Source organism: uncultured Ruegeria sp. (assembly GCF_947504215.1).
Lineage (GTDB): Bacteria > Pseudomonadota > Alphaproteobacteria > Rhodobacterales > Rhodobacteraceae > Ruegeria.
Genome location: NZ_CANNGO010000001.1, coordinates 193,331 through 210,917, shown reverse-complemented (window position 1 = coordinate 210,917; position 17,587 = coordinate 193,331). Strand labels below are relative to the sequence as shown.

Here is a 17,587-nt window from a genome sequence, read left to right as displayed (position 1 = left end):
TAGGGATGGCGCGCCTGGATCACAAGCAAGCAGTTCTTGGTTGGTTGATCAGCGCGACAATGCCGCTTCTGGTGCGCGTGTTGATTGAGCTGCCACAAAATGCGCGGCGAGCTGATCAAGGACAGGCCCCCGGACGTCCGGCGCTTCCATGAGCACCTCATGCTCTCCATTTGGAATTTCAACCAACTTGCCATCGGGCCAGTTGGCGATGCGGGCGCGGATGGCTTTGCGGTCCACAATCTGCTCGTGTGCGCCCATGAATGTCAGGCAGGGTATCGCCGGAGCAGGTTGTTCCATAAGCCATTCGCATTCGGTCAGTGCTTCCCGCAGCCAAAGGTTGGATGGCGCACCCAGGGCCAGTTCAGGATGTGCTTTCAACTGGTCTTGCATCATCTTGAATGTGTCAGGGTCGCGGGTCAGAACGTTCCCCTCGAAAGGTTGCGACAGGACATAGCTTTCGAGCGTTGTCGTTGGAGGTGTCTTTTCCCCCAATCCCAGGCGCGTTCCCCAATAGGCTGTCACCCGGCTGAGTGGTTTCATGATAGGTGTGAAGAAAATCCCCCACATGGGCCCGGTAAAGGCGCAAGCAGCAAAGCACTTGTGCTCGATTGCCGCCCTCAGTCCGATAGCCCCGCCCATCGAATGGCCAATGACGTACCATGGCTGCGGCAGATTGAGCTCGGTGGCCAGATCAAGTGTCGCTTGCACATCATGTTGGTAATCCGGGAAGTGATCAATGTGACCCACCCGCCGGTCGTCCAAAAGCCGATCAGCCAATCCCTGACCACGCCAGTCTACCGCAAGCATGGCAAAGCCACGCTCGACGAACTCACGGGCAGTGCTGCCGTATTTTTCGACATATTCCGTACGACCGGGAAACATCATCACGGTTCCGGTGGCTTCGCCATCGGGTAACCAGTGGCCCACCCGAATGCGCTTGCCATCCGTAGTTTTAAGCCAATGGGCAACACCACCGGCTGGACCGCCGGCCACGTCTTCAAATAAAGGGGCCGGCGTAAATTCCATCAGGCCAGCACCGAAGCAAGTTTCATGGCAATCCCCATGTCTCCGTCGACACTCAGCTTTCCAGACATGAACGCACCAGTTGGGTTCAGTTCGCCGCTGAGGATTTGTTCAAACGTATCAGCATCAGCGCTGAGGGTTACGTCTGCGTCATCATCGCTCACCCGAGCACCGCTTGCATCTAGAACGATAGAGCCCTGATCGGCGATGGCAAATTTTGCGGACGCATCAAAGTCACCACCCGAGAGTTTCTCGTTCAGAACCTCTGCGGCTTTTTCCAGAATGTCGCTCATGATCTTCCTCATATTGTTTATGCGCCGTGAATGGACATCTTCGGCCGCAACGCTACACTGAACATTGTTATGGGCATTGCAATCAACAATCTCAAAGGTACCGTTGCGGCACTTGGCGTCCTAGTCATGTTTTCCACCAGTTGCATTGCGCAACAATCCGATTCGCGGGACGAGGACGCGTTGTTGCAGCAATTGATCGAGGCAACGCCGGAACAGGCCCATGGAATCGATCGACAGTTACAGGCGCTGTGGTCGCAATCGGGGTCGTCATCGGCCGATCTACTATTGGAGCGTGGGCGTGAAGCGCTAGACAACGGCGATGTGGACATTGCCATCGAACATCTGACGGCGTTGACTGATCATGCACCTGAGTTCGCCGAAGGCTGGCATCTGCGCGCATCGGCCTTTTTTGGGATCGAACGGTTTGGAATGGCGGCTGCCGATCTGGAGTATGCGTTGACACTAAACCCCAACAACTACCAGGCCATCTATGGCCTTGGCCTTATTTTTGAGGTTCTGGATCAACCTGAAAAAGCCTTTGAGGCGTACTCGCGTGCTTTGGCTATACATCCCCATCATGAAAAAGTAACCAATGCCGTGAATCGGCTAAAGCCTCAGATCGAAGGCAAGGCACTTTAAAGTCCAGGGCAGGGGGCAAAGGTGAACGGGTCATCCCGAATCGTGGCCGTGCTCGGCCCGACAAACACAGGTAAAACCCACTATGCGATTGAGCGGATGCTCGGCTACCGTACCGGTGTGATCGGTCTGCCGCTGCGGCTGCTTGCGCGCGAGGTCTATGACAAGATCGTAGCGATTCGCGGACCCTCCGTTGTGGCATTGGTCACTGGGGAAGAGCGCATTGTTCCTCCTCGCGCCCAATACTGGGTTTGCACCGTCGAGGCGATGCCCGATGGCATGGGTGCAGATTTCGTAGCGATTGATGAAATTCAGCTATGCGCCGACCCTGAGCGGGGACATGTTTTCACCGACCGTCTTCTACGCGCACGCGGAACCAACGAAACGCTCTTTCTGGGCGCTGATTCCATGCGCGGCCCCATCGCGGCACTTGTGCCAGAGGCGCAGTTCCACCGCCGTGAACGGATGTCCCAGTTGGTTTACTCCGGCTCGAAGAAAATCAGCCGCATGCCATCACGCAGCGCAATTGTCGGATTCTCGGTCGAGAATGTGTACGCGATTGCCGAGTTGTTGCGGCGCCAAAAGGGCGGGGCGGCCGTGGTCATGGGCGCACTCAGCCCGCGTACACGGAACGCGCAGGTGGACCTGTATCAAAACGGCGAGGTCGACTATCTGGTGGCCACCGACGCCATCGGAATGGGACTGAATCTGGATGTGTACCATGTTGCGTTTTCAGCCTTGTCGAAGTTTGACGGGCGGCGGATGCGGCCACTGGCACCGAACGAGTTGGCTCAGATCGCCGGGCGGGCAGGCCGCGGCATGTCAGACGGCACATTCGGGGTCACGGGTGAGGCGCCGCCCTTGGATGAAGGCGTCGCGCAGTCCATCACGGACGGCCGATTCACGCCGATCAAAAAGCTGAACTGGCGAAATGCTGCTTTGCGGTTCGGGTCTGTCGACGCCTTGATTAACTCGCTTGAGGTCGCCCCTGACAGCGAGCACCTGATCAAAGCCCGCCCAGCCGATGACCTGAACGTACTGAAATCCTTGTCGGCCGAGATCGAGGTTGCGGCCCGTGCCAGCGATGGTCCATCCGTCCGTCTTCTATGGGATGTGTGCCGAATCCCGGATTTTCGCGGGATCAGCCATGCCGAACATGCCAGCTTGCTTGAGGTGATTTTTGTCCACCTGCACGAAGGCGGCGCGATACCTGATGACTTCATGGCGCGGCAAATCCGCCGGATTGATCGGACCGACGGTGATATCGATGCATTGTCCAAAAGATTGGCGTATATCCGCACCTGGACTTATGTTGCGCAGCGAAACAGTTGGGTGCGTGACGAATCCCATTGGCGTGCCGAAACGCGCGCTGTAGAAGACAGGGTGTCGGACGTTCTTCACGAACGTTTGACTCAAAGATTTGTGGATCGGCGCACATCCGTATTATTGCGCCGGCTCAAACAGAAGGAGGCCCTTTTGGCCGAAGTAAATGATAAGGGTGAAGTGACCGTCGAAGGCGAATTCGTTGGTCGTCTGGAAGGGTTCCGGTTCAGCCCGGACAAAAGCGCGCAGGGAGCTGAGGCGAAAGCCCTCAAGTCAGCCTCTCTGCAAGCTCTCGCGCCGCAATTCCATCTGCGTGCCGATCGCTTCTACAATGCGCCCGATACAGAAATTGATTTCACGGAACAGGGTGGCCTGATGTGGGGCGAATACGCGGTCGGCAAGCTGGTCGCCGGTGCCGAGCCTCTAAAGCCGGTTGTCGAGGTCTTTGTGGATGACGCCGCAGGCCCGGATGTCGAACAAAAGGTCCAGCGCCGCCTGCAGCATTTTATTGATCGCAAGGTCGCAGCTCTGTTCGAGCCGTTGCTGAACCTGTCGCGCGATGAAGAACTGTCGGGTCTTGCCAAGGGTTTTGCCTTCCGCATGGTCGAAGGTCTGGGCGTTCTGCCCCGGGCCGGTGTCGCGCAAGAGGTCAAAGATCTGGATCAGGATGCCCGTGGTGCGCTGCGCAAGCACGGTATCCGCTTTGGTCAGTTCACCATCTTCATGCCATTGCTGTTGAAGCCGGCACCGACGCGGTTGCGTCTGGTTCTTTGGGCTTTGGCGGGGGGATTGCAGGAGTTTCCGGAAGCACCACCTCCGGGTTTGGTCACCGTGCCCGTCGCCAAAGGTGCGCCCGAAGGTTACGATACCATGTGCGGCTACCGCGATGCAGGCGAGCGCTCGATCCGCATCGACATGCTGGAACGCCTGGCTGATATGCTACGCGCCGAAGACAGCCGTGGCGGGTTTGAAGCCAAACCCGATATGTTGTCGATCACCGGTATGACGCTTGAGCAGTTTGCCGACCTTATGCAGGGCCTTGGCTACAATGCCGAAAGAGGTGAACGGGCAAAGGTAAAACCAGCGCCCGCCGAAACTACGCCGGAAGCGACGGAGGCCACCTCTGCCGAGCCTGCGGCTGAAACGCCCGAGCAATCCGCCGTCGCAGAAATCAAGTCATCTGAGGCCGAACCGGAACCGGTTGTTGAACCCGCCGAAGCGTCAGCTGAGGCCGCCGAAAGCACCGCGGCGGTAGCCGAGGCACCTGCAGCGGGCGAACCCGAGGTCGAACTGTTCTACACCTTCACTTGGGGGCGTCAGCGTCCGGCCAACCGGGCCCCGCGTCGTGATCAACGGCAAGGGCAGGGTAAAGGCAAGCCGCGCGGCAAACCTCAGGACGGCCGTGGTAAACCGCAGAGCAAGAAGGGTGGCAAACCGCAAGGTGCCAAAACCTTCTCTTCGCGGCCTGCGAAAAAGGAGAAGGCCATTGATCCCGACAACCCCTTCGCGGCTGCGTTGATGGGTTTGAAGGACGGCAACTAATCCGAATGTCCCAGGCTCAGGCCAAACTGCGGATCGATAAATGGCTGTGGCAGGCACGGTTCTTCAAGACCCGTAGCCTGGCCGCCAAACAGGTCAGCGGCGGCCACGTGCGCCTGAACGGAAACCGGGTGCTGAAACCGGCGCAATCCGTGTCACCCGGGGACGTTCTGACATTTCCTCAGGGCCGCATTGTTCGGGTTGTGCATATCGAGGCCTTAGGCACCCGGCGTGGTCCGGCGCCCGAGGCGCAAATGCTGTATACGGATCTAACCGAAAAACAGGACGCGCAGCCCAAAAACCCTGGTTTTGAGGGAAAAGGTCGCCCGACCAAGAAAGATCGACGGGCAATTGATCTTTCTCGTATGCCTGACAGCTGATCTGATCTTGAAGACGGCCTCAGACTGAACTAGCTACACGTCAAGCCGCTAACAGGAAACCGACCATGACTTATGTTGTCACCGAGAATTGCATCGCCTGCAAATACACCGACTGTGTTGAAGTGTGCCCGGTGGACTGTTTCTATGAAGGCGAGAATGCACTGGTCATTCACCCAGACGAATGCATTGATTGCGGTGTATGCGAACCTGAATGCCCTGCGGATGCGATCCGCCCGGATACCGAACCTGGTATGGAACAATGGGTCGAGTTCAACCGCAAATTCTCGGAACAGTGGCCGGTGATCGTGACCAAGAAAGATCCATTGCCAGACGCTGAAGAACGCGATGGCGAAGAAGGTAAGATGGAGAAGTATTTCTCTGAAGCGCCGGGTGAAGGCGGATAAACGATTCGCAGCACCCGCGCGGTCCGAAACCGACTGAAATGCGACCTATCCTGTTGAAAACAGGGTAAATGCTGACAATTGTCCTCAGGTCAACTTTCGGGTGTCGCAATTCTGTGATATACTCTGTCCTTACATGATGACTGAGATTGGGATGAACTCCGTAAGTATGCTCGCTTTGGAGTCTTGAATTTATGACACTATTGCCGCCTGTCGGGGCTGAAACAGTCCCCGCATGTGGTCTTTTTGTCGCCTGTATCCTGATCTGCAACCAAGGAAAAAAACTGAATGACAAAGTCGAAAAAGCTTGAGTTCCGCCCGAACGACTATGTTGTCTACCCCGCTCATGGTGTGGGCCAGATCATTTCGATCGAAGAACAGGATGTCGCGGGTTTCTCGCTCGAGCTGTTCGTCATCTCATTTGAGAAAGACAAAATGACCCTGCGGGTGCCTACAAACAAGGCCACCGAATCCGGACTGCGTTCACTCAGCTCACCGGATGTGATCAGTCAGGCGATGAAGACACTGAAAGGCAAGGCCAAAGTCAAACGTGCCATGTGGTCGCGCCGCGCCCAGGAATACGAGCAGAAAATCAACTCGGGTGATCTGATCTCGATTGCCGAGGTGGTCCGCGATCTGCATCGCACTGACGATCAGCGCGAACAAAGCTATTCCGAGCGTCAGCTGTACGAAGCCGCCTTAGAGCGTCTGACCCGCGAAGTGGCCGCCGTTTCGGGCGCAGGTGAGATTTCTGCTGCCAAACAAGTGGATGAAGTTTTGACATCACGTGCCGCCGCTGCCTGACTTTTTGGCAATTACGGTAAAAAAGGCCGCTCCTGATTGGGGCGGTCTTTTTCGTGGTGTGCCTTAAGGCGGTGTGATTTCTCTGGCTTTGGCAGAGTTAGAGTTGCGCAGTCAGTGCCAGCAAGAACGCGATCTCGGCCAATTGCTGCGCGGCGCCCAGGATATCTCCGGTTTGGCCGCCTATCTTTGCCTTTGCTACTAAGGCCAGAACGCCGACAACTAGTCCCGCGCAAATGGCTGGAACTAGCGCCTGCGCCCCGATCAACAAAAGCGCAATCAAAGCCGCCAAACCCAATGAAGCGACAACTGATCGGACGCCGGGTACGCCAACTGAGTGGCTCAAACCTGATTGCCGCGCGTTTGGTAGAATCTTCATCAATACTGGCATGGTGGCGCGTGAAAACGCACATGCGGCGAGAATTGTCCAAATGTCACCAGACGTCAGCAATGCGGCAATCGCGGAGACTCGAATAAGCTGGGAAATCAACAAGGCCAGCACGCCATAGGCTCCGATGTGGCTGTCTTTCATGATCTCTAGTCGCCGTTCAGTCGTGAAACCGCCCCAGAGCCCATCAAACGTGTCTGCCAGCCCATCTTCGTGCATTGCTCCGGTGGTGCAGATCAGAACAGCGACAACAAACCCGGCGCTGGCGAGTGGTGGCAGGCCTGCTGACAGTGCTACCCAGCCAGCGCAACACGCCAGCAGACCGACCACCAAACCGACCAAGGGGAAGGCCCATGCAGCTTGTGCCTGCCTTGCAAAGACGGCGTCAGGCAAACGGGGCAGGGGCAGGCGTGTCAAAAGCACCAGCGCCAGCGGAACATCCCACAGTAAGAAGGGTTTGGTGTCGTTTTTATGCACTCCCGCGCCTTTCAGGGTCTTGTTGGATTGAATGCTTCGGTTAAACACGCAGGACCACTCTGATGCAATGAGGCTTTGATGCTGCCCGAACTTAACGATTTGAAGACTTTCCGCGATGCGCTGACCAGTGCGCCGGCTCCCGATAGTGCTGCCGTACAGGGCGCAAGCGAGCGTAATGGACAATTGACGAAACCGCCGGGCGCGTTGGGGCGGCTCGAAGATCTGGCGATCTGGTATGCAGGTTGGCGCGGGAATGCCCAACCGCAAATCACTGCACCACAAGTCATCGTTTTTGCGGGCAACCACGGCGTCACGGCACAGGGTGTTTCGGCGTTTCCGCCCGAAGTCACTGTGCAGATGGTGATGAATTTTGAACATGGCGGTGCCGCGATCAATCAGCTGGCTAAGTCAGCAGGCGCAAAAATGGACGTACATGCGCTGGATCTGGAGCACCCGACGGCGGATTTCACCCAATCACCAGCTATGACCGAAGCAGAAGTTTTGCGGGCCCTGCAAACGGGCTGGCAGGCAGTCGACCCCAAGGCCGATTTGCTGGTTGTGGGCGAAATGGGCATCGGGAACACTACACCAGCCGCCGCGATTGCCTGCGCCTTGTTTGGTGGCGACGCTGCGGATTGGACCGGGCGTGGTACCGGTGTCGATGACGCGGGCCTCGCGAACAAAACGCGTGTCGTCGCCGAAGGCGTGGCCCTGCATGCAACCGATGACGGGCTGGAAGTCCTGCGTTGCCTGGGCGGGCGTGAGATCGCAGCGATGGCCGGGGCCATTGCCGCCGCTCGTGTTCTACGCATTCCGGTCATTCTGGACGGGTTTATCTGCTCGGCCGCAGCTGCGTGTCTGGCACAGATGTCTCCGAGCGCCCTGGATCATGCTGTAGCAGGCCATCAGAGTGCGGAAAGCGCGCATGGGGCAGTTTTGGAGCAAATTGGCAAAGACCCCTTGCTAAGCCTTGGTCTGCGTTTAGGTGAGGGGTCAGGTGGTGCCTTGGCCATCAACATCCTGAAAAGCGCCGTGGCGTGCCATTCTGGTATGGCGACCTTCGCCGAAGCAGGCGTCTCTGACGGGTGAGGAAAGCGCCTGACTACAGCCCGGCGCCGGGTCAGGCAGATTTTTTGGCGTGTTCTTCGGCCAGTTCAAGCAGCGCAGTCTCAAGGTCTTTCTCCAACTGCTGCGCGCGCTCAATATACGGTTTGTTCTCAGCCGTAGGTTTGCCGGGGATCCAGAGTTCAGCCAGATCACGCACGGACAACCGGTCGTGGTGATAAAACGTCTGCTCGGCCTGTGCCGCTTCGTATTCGCTGAGGCCGATATTCTCGAGCACATAGCGACCCGCGCGTAGGGAACTATCGAACATCTCGCGCACGATGTCGCTGGCTCCGGCCTGATACAGCTCATATACATGCGTGCGATCGCGTGCCCGAGCAATGATGTGCAGATCCGGACGCTGGCGCCTTGCATAGGCGACAAGCCGCGTGGTTTCTTTGCGATCATCCATCGCGGCAACCAGAACTGATGCCTTTTCCAGCCCTGCAGCACGCAACAGCTCGGGCCGCGTTGGATCGCCCAGAAAGCCTTTGACGCCGAACCGGCGCATCAGCTGGATGGTTTCGATGTCGTGATCCAGAACAACTGTCTTGAAGCCACTGGCGCGCACCAACCGGTTGACGATTTGCCCAAACCGTCCGATGCCGGCAATGATGACGGGCCCTTTCTCATCAATCTCATCAGGTTCCATTTCCGCTTTTGTATCGCCGATTTTGCGGGAAAGAAGGTCGTAGATGATGAACAGAAGCGGCGTGATCAGCATCGTCAAGGCGATGATCATCAACAGCTTTTGTGACAAATCAGGTGGGATGACGTTCTGCTGGGAGGAAAAGGCCAGCAACACAAATCCGAATTCCCCTGCCTGCGCCAGACCCAGCGTGAACAGCCAGTGATCTCGTCCTTTCAACTTGAAGGCCTTGCCCACGACATAGAGGATGATCCCCTTGGCCAGAATGACCAGCAGCGCCAGGCCAATCAAATCGAGTGGATCGTTAAAGAAGTATGCCACATCTATCCCGGCCCCGACGGTGATAAAGAAAAGACCCAGGAACAAGCCTTTGAACGGCTCAAGGTCGCTTTCCATCTCGTGCCTGAATTCCGAACTCGCCAGCACGACCCCAGCCAGGAAGGCCCCTAAAGCGGGTGACAGCCCGACAAGCGTCATCAGAAACGAAATGCCGACCACGATCATAAGGGCCAGCGCTGTGTACATCTCGCGCAGACGCGTTGCATGGATAAAGCGGAACAAAGGCCGAGTCAGGTAGATGCCAGCCAGTATGATGAAAGCAATGGCGCCGATCGTTACCAGAGTTACCGCCCAACCCGGCAGGCCTTCGACAAGTGACAGGCTGTGGTGGCCTGCGGCGTGCAGATCGTCCGCCCCACGATCAATCGATCCATCGGCCTCGATATGCGGCATTGCGGGCAGGGCCAGCAATGGCAGCATGGCCAGTATTGGAATGACCGCGATGTCCTGTGTTAGCAAAACGGAAAATGTGGCCCTGCCGCCATTGGTTTGCATCAGGCCTTTTTCGGACAAGGTTTGGAGGACGATGGCTGTTGACGATAGGGAAAGAGTTAAGCCTACCGCAAGCGCGACGGACCAGGGGTGATTGGCATAGATTGCCACCCCTGCAATAACGGCGGTGGACAGCAACACTTGTAACCCGCCAAGGCCCAGCAACCGGTCGCGCATATCCCAAAGGGCGCGTGGTTCCAGTTCCAATCCGATCAGGAACAGCATCATCACAACGCCGAATTCTGCGACATGTTGCAGGTTTTCGGTTTCGGCGCCGACCAGGCCGAACACAGGGCCAATGATGATACCAGCAGCCAAGTAACCCAAAACGGACCCCAAACCCAAACGGGCAGACAAGGGGACAGCGATTACAGCTGCAGCCAGATAGATTGAAGCCTGGTAAAGGAAATCGTCCATATTCTTCCTCTTGCCCCGCTCAGGTCGGCAGGGGCGCGTCGCGTTTGAGTTGGTCCATTACGATCTGGCTTTGAACCCGTGCAACCGCAGGATGCGGCAGGATAACCTGATGAAGCAAGCTGTTCAGGCCGGATAGATCGTCGCAATAGACGTGCAGCAGGTAATCTGCCTCACCCGTCATCGTCCAGGCGCTTGTTATTTCTGGGCGGGTTTCGATCATACGGGCGAAACTTGCGGATTGTTCCGGCCCATGGGTACCCAGGTGGACCCGAATGAAACCTTGCACCTGTAACCCCAGTTTCAGCGGATCCAGTCGGGCGGCATAGCCTGTGATGTACCCTTCTGCTTCCAGCCGTTGCCTGCGGCGGCCTGCCTGGCTGGGTGACAGGTTCAACATCTCGCCCAGTTGATGGGCGGTCAGATGAGCATCTTTTTGAAGGGCAGACAGAAGGTGCGTATCTGTGGCATCCAGCATATGCGGAATTATCCCAAATTTTTCTTACTTTATGCGTAATTCACGCATTTACTTATAGGTTACACGAAAACTATGCGCAGAAACAGCGTTGTATAAGTGGTATTTTTGAATCAGCAAAGAAATTCCTGTTTCCCGAGGAGACACACCATGGGTCCTTTCCCACACAATGCCCCGAAATCTGTCATCAGCGAAGAAAACCCGGCTGGAACCGACGGGTTTGAATTCGTCGAATTTGCCCACCCCGAGCCGCAAGAGTTGCGCGATCTGTTTGCAAAAATGGGGTTCGAACTGGTTGCCCGCCACAAGGACAAACCTGCAGTCGAGCTTTGGCAGCAAGGCGATATCACCTACATCCTGAATGCCGACCCCGACAGCTTTGCTGACAAGTTTGTTGCAGAGCATGGGCCCTGCGCTCCGTCGATGGGCTGGCGGGTTGTGGACGCACAAAAGGCATTTGAACACGCCGTTTCCAAAGGTGCAGAACCTTATGAAGGGGCAGATAAGACAATGGATGTTCCTGCGATCAAAGGGATCGGCGGATCGCTGCTGTATTTCATTGATCAGTATTACGACACATCGCCTTACAATCATGAGTTCGAGTGGATCCAGCAGTCAAAACCACGCGGCGAGGGTTTTTATTACCTCGATCACCTGACGCATAACGTTTTCAAGGGAAACATGGACAAGTGGTTCAAATTCTACGGCGACCTGTTCAACTTTCGTGAAATCCGTTTCTTCGACATTCAGGGTAAGTTCACCGGGCTTTTCAGCCGCGCTCTGACGTCACCATGTGGTCGTATCCGCATTCCGATCAACGAGGATCGCGGCGAGACAGGCCAGATCGTGGCCTACCTCAAGAAGTATAAAGGCGAAGGGATTCAACATATCGCAGTTGGCAGCGAGGATATCTACGCATCCACCGATGCGATTGCCGAAAACGGGCTGAAATTCATGCCCGGGCCAAACAAAGCCTATTATGAGCTGTCCACAGAACGTGTGACGGACCATGCCGAACCGTTGGACCGTATGATGAAGCACGGCATCCTGATTGATGGCGAGGGTGTCGTGGATGGTGGTGAAACACGCATCCTGTTGCAGATATTCTCAAAAACAGTCATCGGCCCGATTTTCTTCGAGTTCATTCAGCGCAAAGGCGATGATGGTTTTGGTGAAGGGAATTTCAAAGCGTTGTTTGAATCCATCGAACGCGAGCAGATCGAAAGCGGTGAGATTTCTGCGGCTTAAGACTCTACTCCCGGTGCGCCCAGAACCAACCAGGTCCAAGTGACCCCGGCGCGCCGGTTGCCATCTTGAATGGATGCGCGGTGGGAAGTGTACTGAACTTGCATCCCTGCGGAGTCAGCGCTGTGCAGGACCTTTTCGACGGATATCTCAAAACCGGGCCGATCATCAGGGCAGGGGCCATGGCGCAGCGACAGAATCATTCGCCCGGAAGGTTTGAGACAGGACGCAAGGATGTGAATAGCGCGATCTTGGTCTGGCGGGTTTAGGTGATGTAAAACACCGATGACCAACGCGATGTCGAAACAACAGCGCCATGGACGAGAATGGGTGAGCTCGGGTAGGTGTGAATTGCACCACGAAATACTCAGATGTTGGTACGTCTCCTGACCATACGTCCGAAACTTCGAGACCGGCTCGACCGCCGTCACGTGATTTCCACGTGACGCGAGCCAGCCCGCAATTGTACCGGGGCCTGCGCCGACATCCAAAACTTCGGCCCCTGTTTCGGGCAGATAGTCGAGTACGGGCGCCAGGACGGCTTCAGGCGACAGGTTTTCGTAAACTGTTATCAGCTCAGCCGCGGCCTGTTCATAACCTTCGATAGTCTTCCGCTGGCTCGGCTCAGCCACGTGGCATCGTTATGGTGACGTTGCGGCCCTTTTTCTGGTACCTCAACTCACTGTCCCCAATCGCAACCACACGACCGCCGTCGATCCTGTCCCCGACCTTCAGCTTTTTGTATCGACCACTTGGCAGACGCACCAACGCGCGGCGGTTTGCGGGTGTACCGTAGACACCAATCAGATTCAGTCTGCGCAGGTTGATCGCTCGATCTATCGTGGCCTGTCTCGCAACCGATGCGGTGGTCGGAATCTTAGGCGAGACTGTTCTTGGCTGAACCGTTTCGGTGGTTTCGTTGCTTTGATCAACCGCAGCTGTTGAGCCAAGGTTGGACGTGCTGGGCTTTGTCGCGCTGGCAACGATTGCCGCAATTCCAGCGGGACGTGTTTTCGGCCTAGGCACACGAACAACGGCCAATGCGGTGGGTGTCTGATCCACCTGGATTTCATCCTGCAACGACTTAGGCCTGAGTTTAGGCCTTAAAACCGCAAGTTCTTCCAAAGATCGACCACCGAGTTGTTCCCGCTCAAACTGTTCAACCAGATCATTGGGACGTGGCTGCGGGCGCAGCCGGGCCAGGCGCGATTCAGTGTCTTCAACAACCGGTTCTTCTTCGAACCGGACTGGAATTTCGGGGGGGACCAACGATGGGCGGCCCTCATAAACCAAGATTCCGTCCGGGTTGAGAGTGCCGTCCGGCGTTGGCGTGACAAGGCCGCGTTCGTCCAGATCAAAACGTGTACCGGCGATGCTGGGTAGCGCAGCTTGGTCAAATGGCTGATCCGTGTCGAAGCTTTCAGCTGGGGGCAGGGCAATCGCATCGCTGGACAGGTCAGATTTGTCGATGGACGCCAGATACAGATCGTCAGGCTCGACCTGAGTTGGCTCGATAAGGGGCGCCGGTGGTGACAGGTTCAACCCTGTGAGTGTTTCCAGGTCTTCCTGCGCTTCCGGGTCGCGCTCGATCTCCTCGACGGGGGTTGGCTGAACCTTCAAGGCTTCCAGAATGGCTGCGTCTGTGGGTGTGAGTTCCGGCTGTTCAACAGTGGGAACACCCATCACCGTTTCGCTGTCTTCAGGGGTTGCAACACTCTGTTCTGTCGAAGGTTCCGGACCTGCGACTTCGGGCTGTGCAGCTACGGCGACCTGAGTATTTGGCTCGGCTTCTTCTGGCGTCACCTCTGCAGTGACTTCGGGTTCCGGGGGCGTTGTATCTGGTGCCGCTGTTTCGGTTTCAGCCAGATCGCTGTCAGTGCGCGACCCCAGCAAAGACCATGCACCGATAGCAACGCCGATAAAGATCATCGCAACAATAGCGGGCAAGACAAAGCGCTTCGCCTCTGCCGGTATCATCGCACGACTATCACTTGCGGGCGTATCGGCAGGTTCGGGAGACCGAAACATGTCTGGCGCGGCTGCATGTGCAATTGCATGTACAGTTGGTTCGGGCTCATCGTCATTTTCAGAGAGTGCCGGTTTCAGTGTCTTCGGCTCTTCATCGGTTTCGGGGGGGGGCGCAACGGTTGTTTCGGGCTGTTCCGCGGCAACATCAGAAAGGACTGGTTCCGGTGCTGAAGGCTGTTCATCGAGTTCCGGCAAGGACACAACAGCTGTTTCAGTCGGTTCCGTGACCGCATCCATGACCAGGTCGAAGTAAGGCTCCTCAGGGAACTCGTCTTCACCTGGTTCCGCGCTAAAGCGAACAGGGATAAACCCATGATCGGTAGTAAAGCTCCGTGCCTCTGCCAAAGTCTGGTGCGCAACTGCCGCCACATATGTTGTCGGTCCCCGAGTTTCTGTATCAAAGGACAGCTCAGAAATCTCGTAGGGCGTAGCCTCGGTCAGCGCGTCGTGCACTTTTTGCTCGATGTCTTCCGCGGTCATACCCTCGGTCGAGATCGTCAGATACCGAACCTGATCGGCGGGAATGATCACCTTGCAACTCAGGTCGTTTTCCAGCGCAAACCCTTTGTCCCGCAAGGCCTGCACCTGCTCGGTCAGGTCAGGCGCATCCAACGGGACAACGCCAATATCGAACCAATCGTCATCCGATTGGTGCTTAAGGGAAATTCCGGTGGCCGAAAAAGACAGCGCAAAGGCGGGTTTCATAATCCGGAGGAACCATAATTGTCATCGTCAATGCAAACGACTTTATGTCTGCAGACCGATATTAAAGCAGGAACCCGCCGAGGGAAAGAAAAAGGCATACTCACCTCTTGTATGGCAATGCCCTGCCGACCCATGTTTGGACAAAGACAATTGGAGGGATGACATTGAAGACATTCGTTTTTCTGGCCGCATTATTGGCTGTCGCGGCTGCGGGAATCGCCCATGCGGAAGAACGTCGCATCACCGTTGATGCCACTGGGACCGTGCAGGTTGCACCCGATATGGCAACGATTACGCTGGGTGTGACGAACGAAAACGCCGAAGCGTCGGCGGCAATGCAGGCCACATCGGACGCGGTGTCGCAGGTATTGGCGCGCCTCGACGAGATGGGAATTGAGGATCGGGACGTTCAGACCCGTGACCTGTCGCTGTCGCCGGTTTGGTCTGGCCGTCTAGGGGAGAACGCTGACAAGCCCGAGATCACCGGGTTTGTGGCATCCAACCGGGTTTTTGTGCGTGTGCGCGATCTGAACAATCTCGGACAAATCATGGACGCGGTCATTCAGGACGGCGCCAATGATTTCGGAGGGCTGAGTTTTGGTGTTCAAGATCCCAAGCCTGTCGAGGCGCAGGCCCGTGCAAAGGCCGTTGGTGAAGCCATGGCGAAGGCCGAACAACTGGCGCAAGCAGCCAGTGTAACGCTGGGCGCTGTTCAGTCGATTTCGGAACAATCCGGGGGCGTTCGCCCGATGATGGCAATGCGTGAGATGGCCATGGCGGATACAGGCGGTGTGCCCGTTGCAGGAGGCGAGATTTCGGTCTCTGTCACTGTCTCGATGGAATTCGAGATTTCCGAGTAAACCTAAGCGTCTGCGCGGGCTTTCAGCGGTTGGCGTTGTTGGCCCGCGTCGTCAAAATTGTCCGCGGATAGCCAGGTCTCAAAGGCTGAGCGAATACGTGGCCATTCACTATCTACAATTGAATACCAGGCAGTATCCCTGTTGCGCGCTTTGTAATGGGTCGCCTGACGAAACACACCTTCAAAGGTAAAGCCCAGCCGTTTGGCCGCATGGCAGGATGGCGCGTTTAGCGCATCGCATTTCCATTCGTAGCGGCGATACCCCAGCTCGTCGAACACGCGGCGCATCATCAGATACATGGTCTCGGTTGATTGTGGTTTGCGCTGCAGAAGGGGCGAGAAATGGATGTGTCCGACCTCGATAGCGCCGGCTGCGGGTTCAATTCTTAGAAAAGATGCCATTCCGACCGGGATATCGTCCTGATCCAGAATCGTATGGAACATTGGGTCAGCGTCCATGCAATTGGCCTGCGCCCACTCAAAAAAGTCGTTTTCGCGTTCAAACGGGCCATACGGCAGATAGGTCCAGTTACGCCCGTCCGTATCGTTGGCAAACGCCCGAAACAGTCCGGGCGCATGCCGATTCACATCCAGTGGCACGACTGAACAGTAACGGCCCTCCATCGGTGTGTAGGGCGGTGTCGGGCGCGGAAAGTCGCCCTCTACCGGCCATCCGATGGGTTGTCCAAGGTCGTTCGTTTCGTGCCTTGTCATGGTCAGGCGCTGGCTTTGGACAGTGCTTGATCCAGATCGGCAATCAGGTCGTTTACGTCCTCGATCCCGATGGACACACGGACCACATTTGGACCTGCGCCCGCAGCCTCTTGCTGCTCTGGTGTCAATTGACGGTGGGTGGTCGAGGCTGAGTGGATGATCAGCGACCGCGCATCGCCCAGGTTGGCCACGTGACTGAATATCTCCAGCGCGTTGACCAACTTGATACAGGCGTCATACCCACCCTTAACCGCGAATGTGAACAGCGCGCCTGCACCCCGTGGGTAATGCTTTTTAACCCTGTCCTGATAAGGTGACGACGGCAGACCCGCATAGGTCACGTACTCCACCCGGTCATCCGCCTCCAGCCATGCGGCGAGCTTTTGTGCGTTCTCGACGTGACGCTCCATCCGCAGTGACAAGGTTTCGATCCCCATCAGCGTATAATGCGCCGCCTGTGGGTTCATTGTCATGCCCAGATCGCGCAGGCCGATGGCAATGCCGTGGAAGGTGAAGGCCAACGGCCCGAAAGTCTCGTGGAACTTCAACCCGTGATAGGCCTGTTCCGGTTGGCTGAGCGAAGGGAATTTGTCATTTGCCGACCAGTCGAACTTGCCTGAATCCACGATGCAACCACCCGTTACAGTGCCATTGCCGGTCAGGTATTTCGTGGTCGAGTGCACCACCAGTGTCGCGCCATGTTCAATAGGACGACAGAGGTATGGCGTGGCCGAAGTGTTGTCGACGATCAGCGGAATGCCAGCACCATCTGCCACATCCGCCAAAGCGCGGATGTCTGTAACATAGCCGCCAGGGTTGGCGATGGATTCGCAGAACACCGCGCGGGTGTTGTCATCGATGGCAGCCTTGACTGCGTCCAGATCGTCAGTGTCCACGAACTTCGCCGACCATCCAAAGCGTTTGATCGTCTGGCTGAACTGCGTGACCGTGCCGCCGTACAAGCGGGTTGAGGCGACGACGTTGCAGCCTGGCCCCATCAGCGGAAACAGCGCCATGATCTGGGCTGCGTGGCCGGATGAACAGCAAACTGCGCCAACGCCACCTTCCAGCGTTGCAACACGCTCCTGCAATACGGCGACGGTTGGGTTTGTAAGGCGGGAATAGATGTACCCGACTTCTTGAAGATTGAACAAAGCTGCGGCATGGTCCGCATCCCGGAACACGTAAGCCGTCGTTTGATAGATCGGTGTCTGACGTGCTCCGGTGGCGGGGTCAGGGCGGGCGCCCGCGTGAATTTGCAATGTGTCGAAACCGTAGGTCGGGCCATCAGACATCTTGAAC

Annotated in this window: 17 protein-coding genes; 8 read left to right on the top strand and 9 right to left on the bottom strand. The window is 56.7% G+C overall.

The genetic code is table 11. The annotated features are described in order from the left end of the window. Positions 1 to 48 precede the first annotated feature (48 nt). Both Q1B21_RS01015 and Q1B21_RS01010 read right to left on the bottom strand, forming a co-directional pair. Positions 49 to 1,026 carry an alpha/beta hydrolase gene (locus Q1B21_RS01015; RefSeq protein WP_299884836.1) on the bottom strand — a complete coding sequence of 326 codons (978 nt, stop codon included), beginning with the start codon at positions 1,024 to 1,026 and terminating at the stop codon, positions 49 to 51. Continuing rightward, positions 1,026 to 1,316: an SCP2 sterol-binding domain-containing protein gene (locus Q1B21_RS01010; RefSeq protein WP_298932496.1), complete on the bottom strand. Its 291-nt coding sequence runs from the start codon at positions 1,314 to 1,316 to the stop codon at positions 1,026 to 1,028. The genes Q1B21_RS01015 and Q1B21_RS01010 overlap by 1 nt, the downstream gene beginning before the upstream one ends. A gap of 30 nt (positions 1,317 to 1,346) precedes the next feature. Between Q1B21_RS01010 and Q1B21_RS01005 the strand changes: the two genes are divergently transcribed. The 5 genes from Q1B21_RS01005 (at position 1,347) to Q1B21_RS00985 (ending at position 6,399) form a co-directional block, all read left to right on the top strand. Then, the gene (locus tag Q1B21_RS01005; protein ID WP_299884833.1) at positions 1,347 to 1,955 is read left to right on the top strand and encodes a tetratricopeptide repeat protein; all 609 of its coding nucleotides are present in this window, start codon (positions 1,347 to 1,349) and stop codon (positions 1,953 to 1,955) included. A gap of 21 nt (positions 1,956 to 1,976) precedes the next feature. Beyond that, positions 1,977 to 4,817, top strand: a complete 2,841-nt coding sequence (locus Q1B21_RS01000) for a helicase-related protein (RefSeq protein WP_299884830.1) — start codon at positions 1,977 to 1,979, stop codon at positions 4,815 to 4,817. A gap of 5 nt (positions 4,818 to 4,822) precedes the next feature. Continuing rightward, complete coding sequence (locus Q1B21_RS00995; RefSeq protein WP_299884827.1) at positions 4,823 to 5,194, top strand: RNA-binding S4 domain-containing protein; 372 nt, start codon at positions 4,823 to 4,825, stop codon at positions 5,192 to 5,194. A 65-nt stretch (positions 5,195 to 5,259) separates the two neighbouring features. After that, entirely contained in the window at positions 5,260 to 5,598 is a 339-nt protein-coding gene (gene fdxA, locus Q1B21_RS00990) for a ferredoxin FdxA (RefSeq protein WP_170608293.1), read from the top strand. A gap of 285 nt (positions 5,599 to 5,883) precedes the next feature. After that, entirely contained in the window at positions 5,884 to 6,399 is a 516-nt protein-coding gene (locus Q1B21_RS00985; RefSeq protein WP_298932484.1) for a CarD family transcriptional regulator, read from the top strand. Positions 6,400 to 6,496: 97 nt separating this feature from the next. Here Q1B21_RS00985 and cobS read toward each other — a convergent pair whose 3' ends face one another. Further along, a complete protein-coding gene (gene cobS, locus Q1B21_RS00980; RefSeq protein WP_299884822.1) occupies positions 6,497 to 7,261 on the bottom strand; it encodes an adenosylcobinamide-GDP ribazoletransferase in 765 nt (254 codons plus the stop codon). 78 nt (positions 7,262 to 7,339) lie between these two features. Here cobS and cobT point away from each other — a divergent pair, with 78 nt between their 5' ends. Continuing rightward, a complete protein-coding gene (gene cobT / locus Q1B21_RS00975; RefSeq protein ID WP_299884819.1) occupies positions 7,340 to 8,350 on the top strand; it encodes a nicotinate-nucleotide--dimethylbenzimidazole phosphoribosyltransferase in 1,011 nt (336 codons plus the stop codon). 31 nt (positions 8,351 to 8,381) lie between these two features. Here the strand turns inward: cobT and Q1B21_RS00970 are convergent, their stop codons facing one another. Together Q1B21_RS00970 and Q1B21_RS00965 are read right to left on the bottom strand one after the other, a co-directional pair. After that, positions 8,382 to 10,262 (bottom strand): monovalent cation:proton antiporter-2 (CPA2) family protein, encoded by a 1,881-nt coding sequence (locus tag Q1B21_RS00970; RefSeq protein ID WP_299884816.1) that lies wholly within the window; start codon positions 10,260 to 10,262, stop codon positions 8,382 to 8,384. A gap of 19 nt (positions 10,263 to 10,281) precedes the next feature. Beyond that, complete coding sequence (locus Q1B21_RS00965) at positions 10,282 to 10,737, bottom strand: Lrp/AsnC family transcriptional regulator (protein ID WP_299884813.1); 456 nt, start codon at positions 10,735 to 10,737, stop codon at positions 10,282 to 10,284. Positions 10,738 to 10,884: 147 nt separating this feature from the next. Between Q1B21_RS00965 and hppD the strand changes: the two genes are divergently transcribed. After that, positions 10,885 to 11,982 carry a 4-hydroxyphenylpyruvate dioxygenase gene (hppD, locus tag Q1B21_RS00960; RefSeq protein ID WP_299078419.1) on the top strand — a complete coding sequence of 366 codons (1,098 nt, stop codon included), beginning with the start codon at positions 10,885 to 10,887 and terminating at the stop codon, positions 11,980 to 11,982. On the opposite strand, the gene Q1B21_RS00955 is transcribed toward hppD, so the two are convergent. Further along, a complete protein-coding gene (locus Q1B21_RS00955; RefSeq protein ID WP_299884810.1) occupies positions 11,979 to 12,611 on the bottom strand; it encodes a bifunctional 2-polyprenyl-6-hydroxyphenol methylase/3-demethylubiquinol 3-O-methyltransferase UbiG in 633 nt (210 codons plus the stop codon). The two genes, hppD and Q1B21_RS00955, sit on opposite strands and share 4 nt — an antisense overlap. Beyond that, positions 12,604 to 14,712, bottom strand: a complete 2,109-nt coding sequence (locus Q1B21_RS00950; protein ID WP_299884807.1) for a hypothetical protein — start codon at positions 14,710 to 14,712, stop codon at positions 12,604 to 12,606. Before Q1B21_RS00950 ends, Q1B21_RS00955 begins: the two co-directional genes overlap by 8 nt. 158 nt (positions 14,713 to 14,870) lie before the next feature. On the opposite strand from Q1B21_RS00950, the gene Q1B21_RS00945 reads away from it, so the two are divergent. Continuing rightward, positions 14,871 to 15,572: an SIMPL domain-containing protein gene (locus tag Q1B21_RS00945; RefSeq protein ID WP_299884804.1), complete on the top strand. Its 702-nt coding sequence runs from the start codon at positions 14,871 to 14,873 to the stop codon at positions 15,570 to 15,572. Between the two features lie 2 nt (positions 15,573 to 15,574). Here Q1B21_RS00945 and Q1B21_RS00940 read toward each other — a convergent pair whose 3' ends face one another. Next, entirely contained in the window at positions 15,575 to 16,285 is a 711-nt protein-coding gene (locus Q1B21_RS00940; protein WP_299884801.1) for a GNAT family protein, read from the bottom strand. Positions 16,286 to 16,287: 2 nt separating this feature from the next. Continuing rightward, the gene (locus Q1B21_RS00935; protein ID WP_298932467.1) at positions 16,288 to 17,580 is read right to left on the bottom strand and encodes an O-acetylhomoserine aminocarboxypropyltransferase/cysteine synthase family protein; all 1,293 of its coding nucleotides are present in this window, start codon (positions 17,578 to 17,580) and stop codon (positions 16,288 to 16,290) included. Between the last annotated feature and the right edge of the window lie 7 nt (positions 17,581 to 17,587).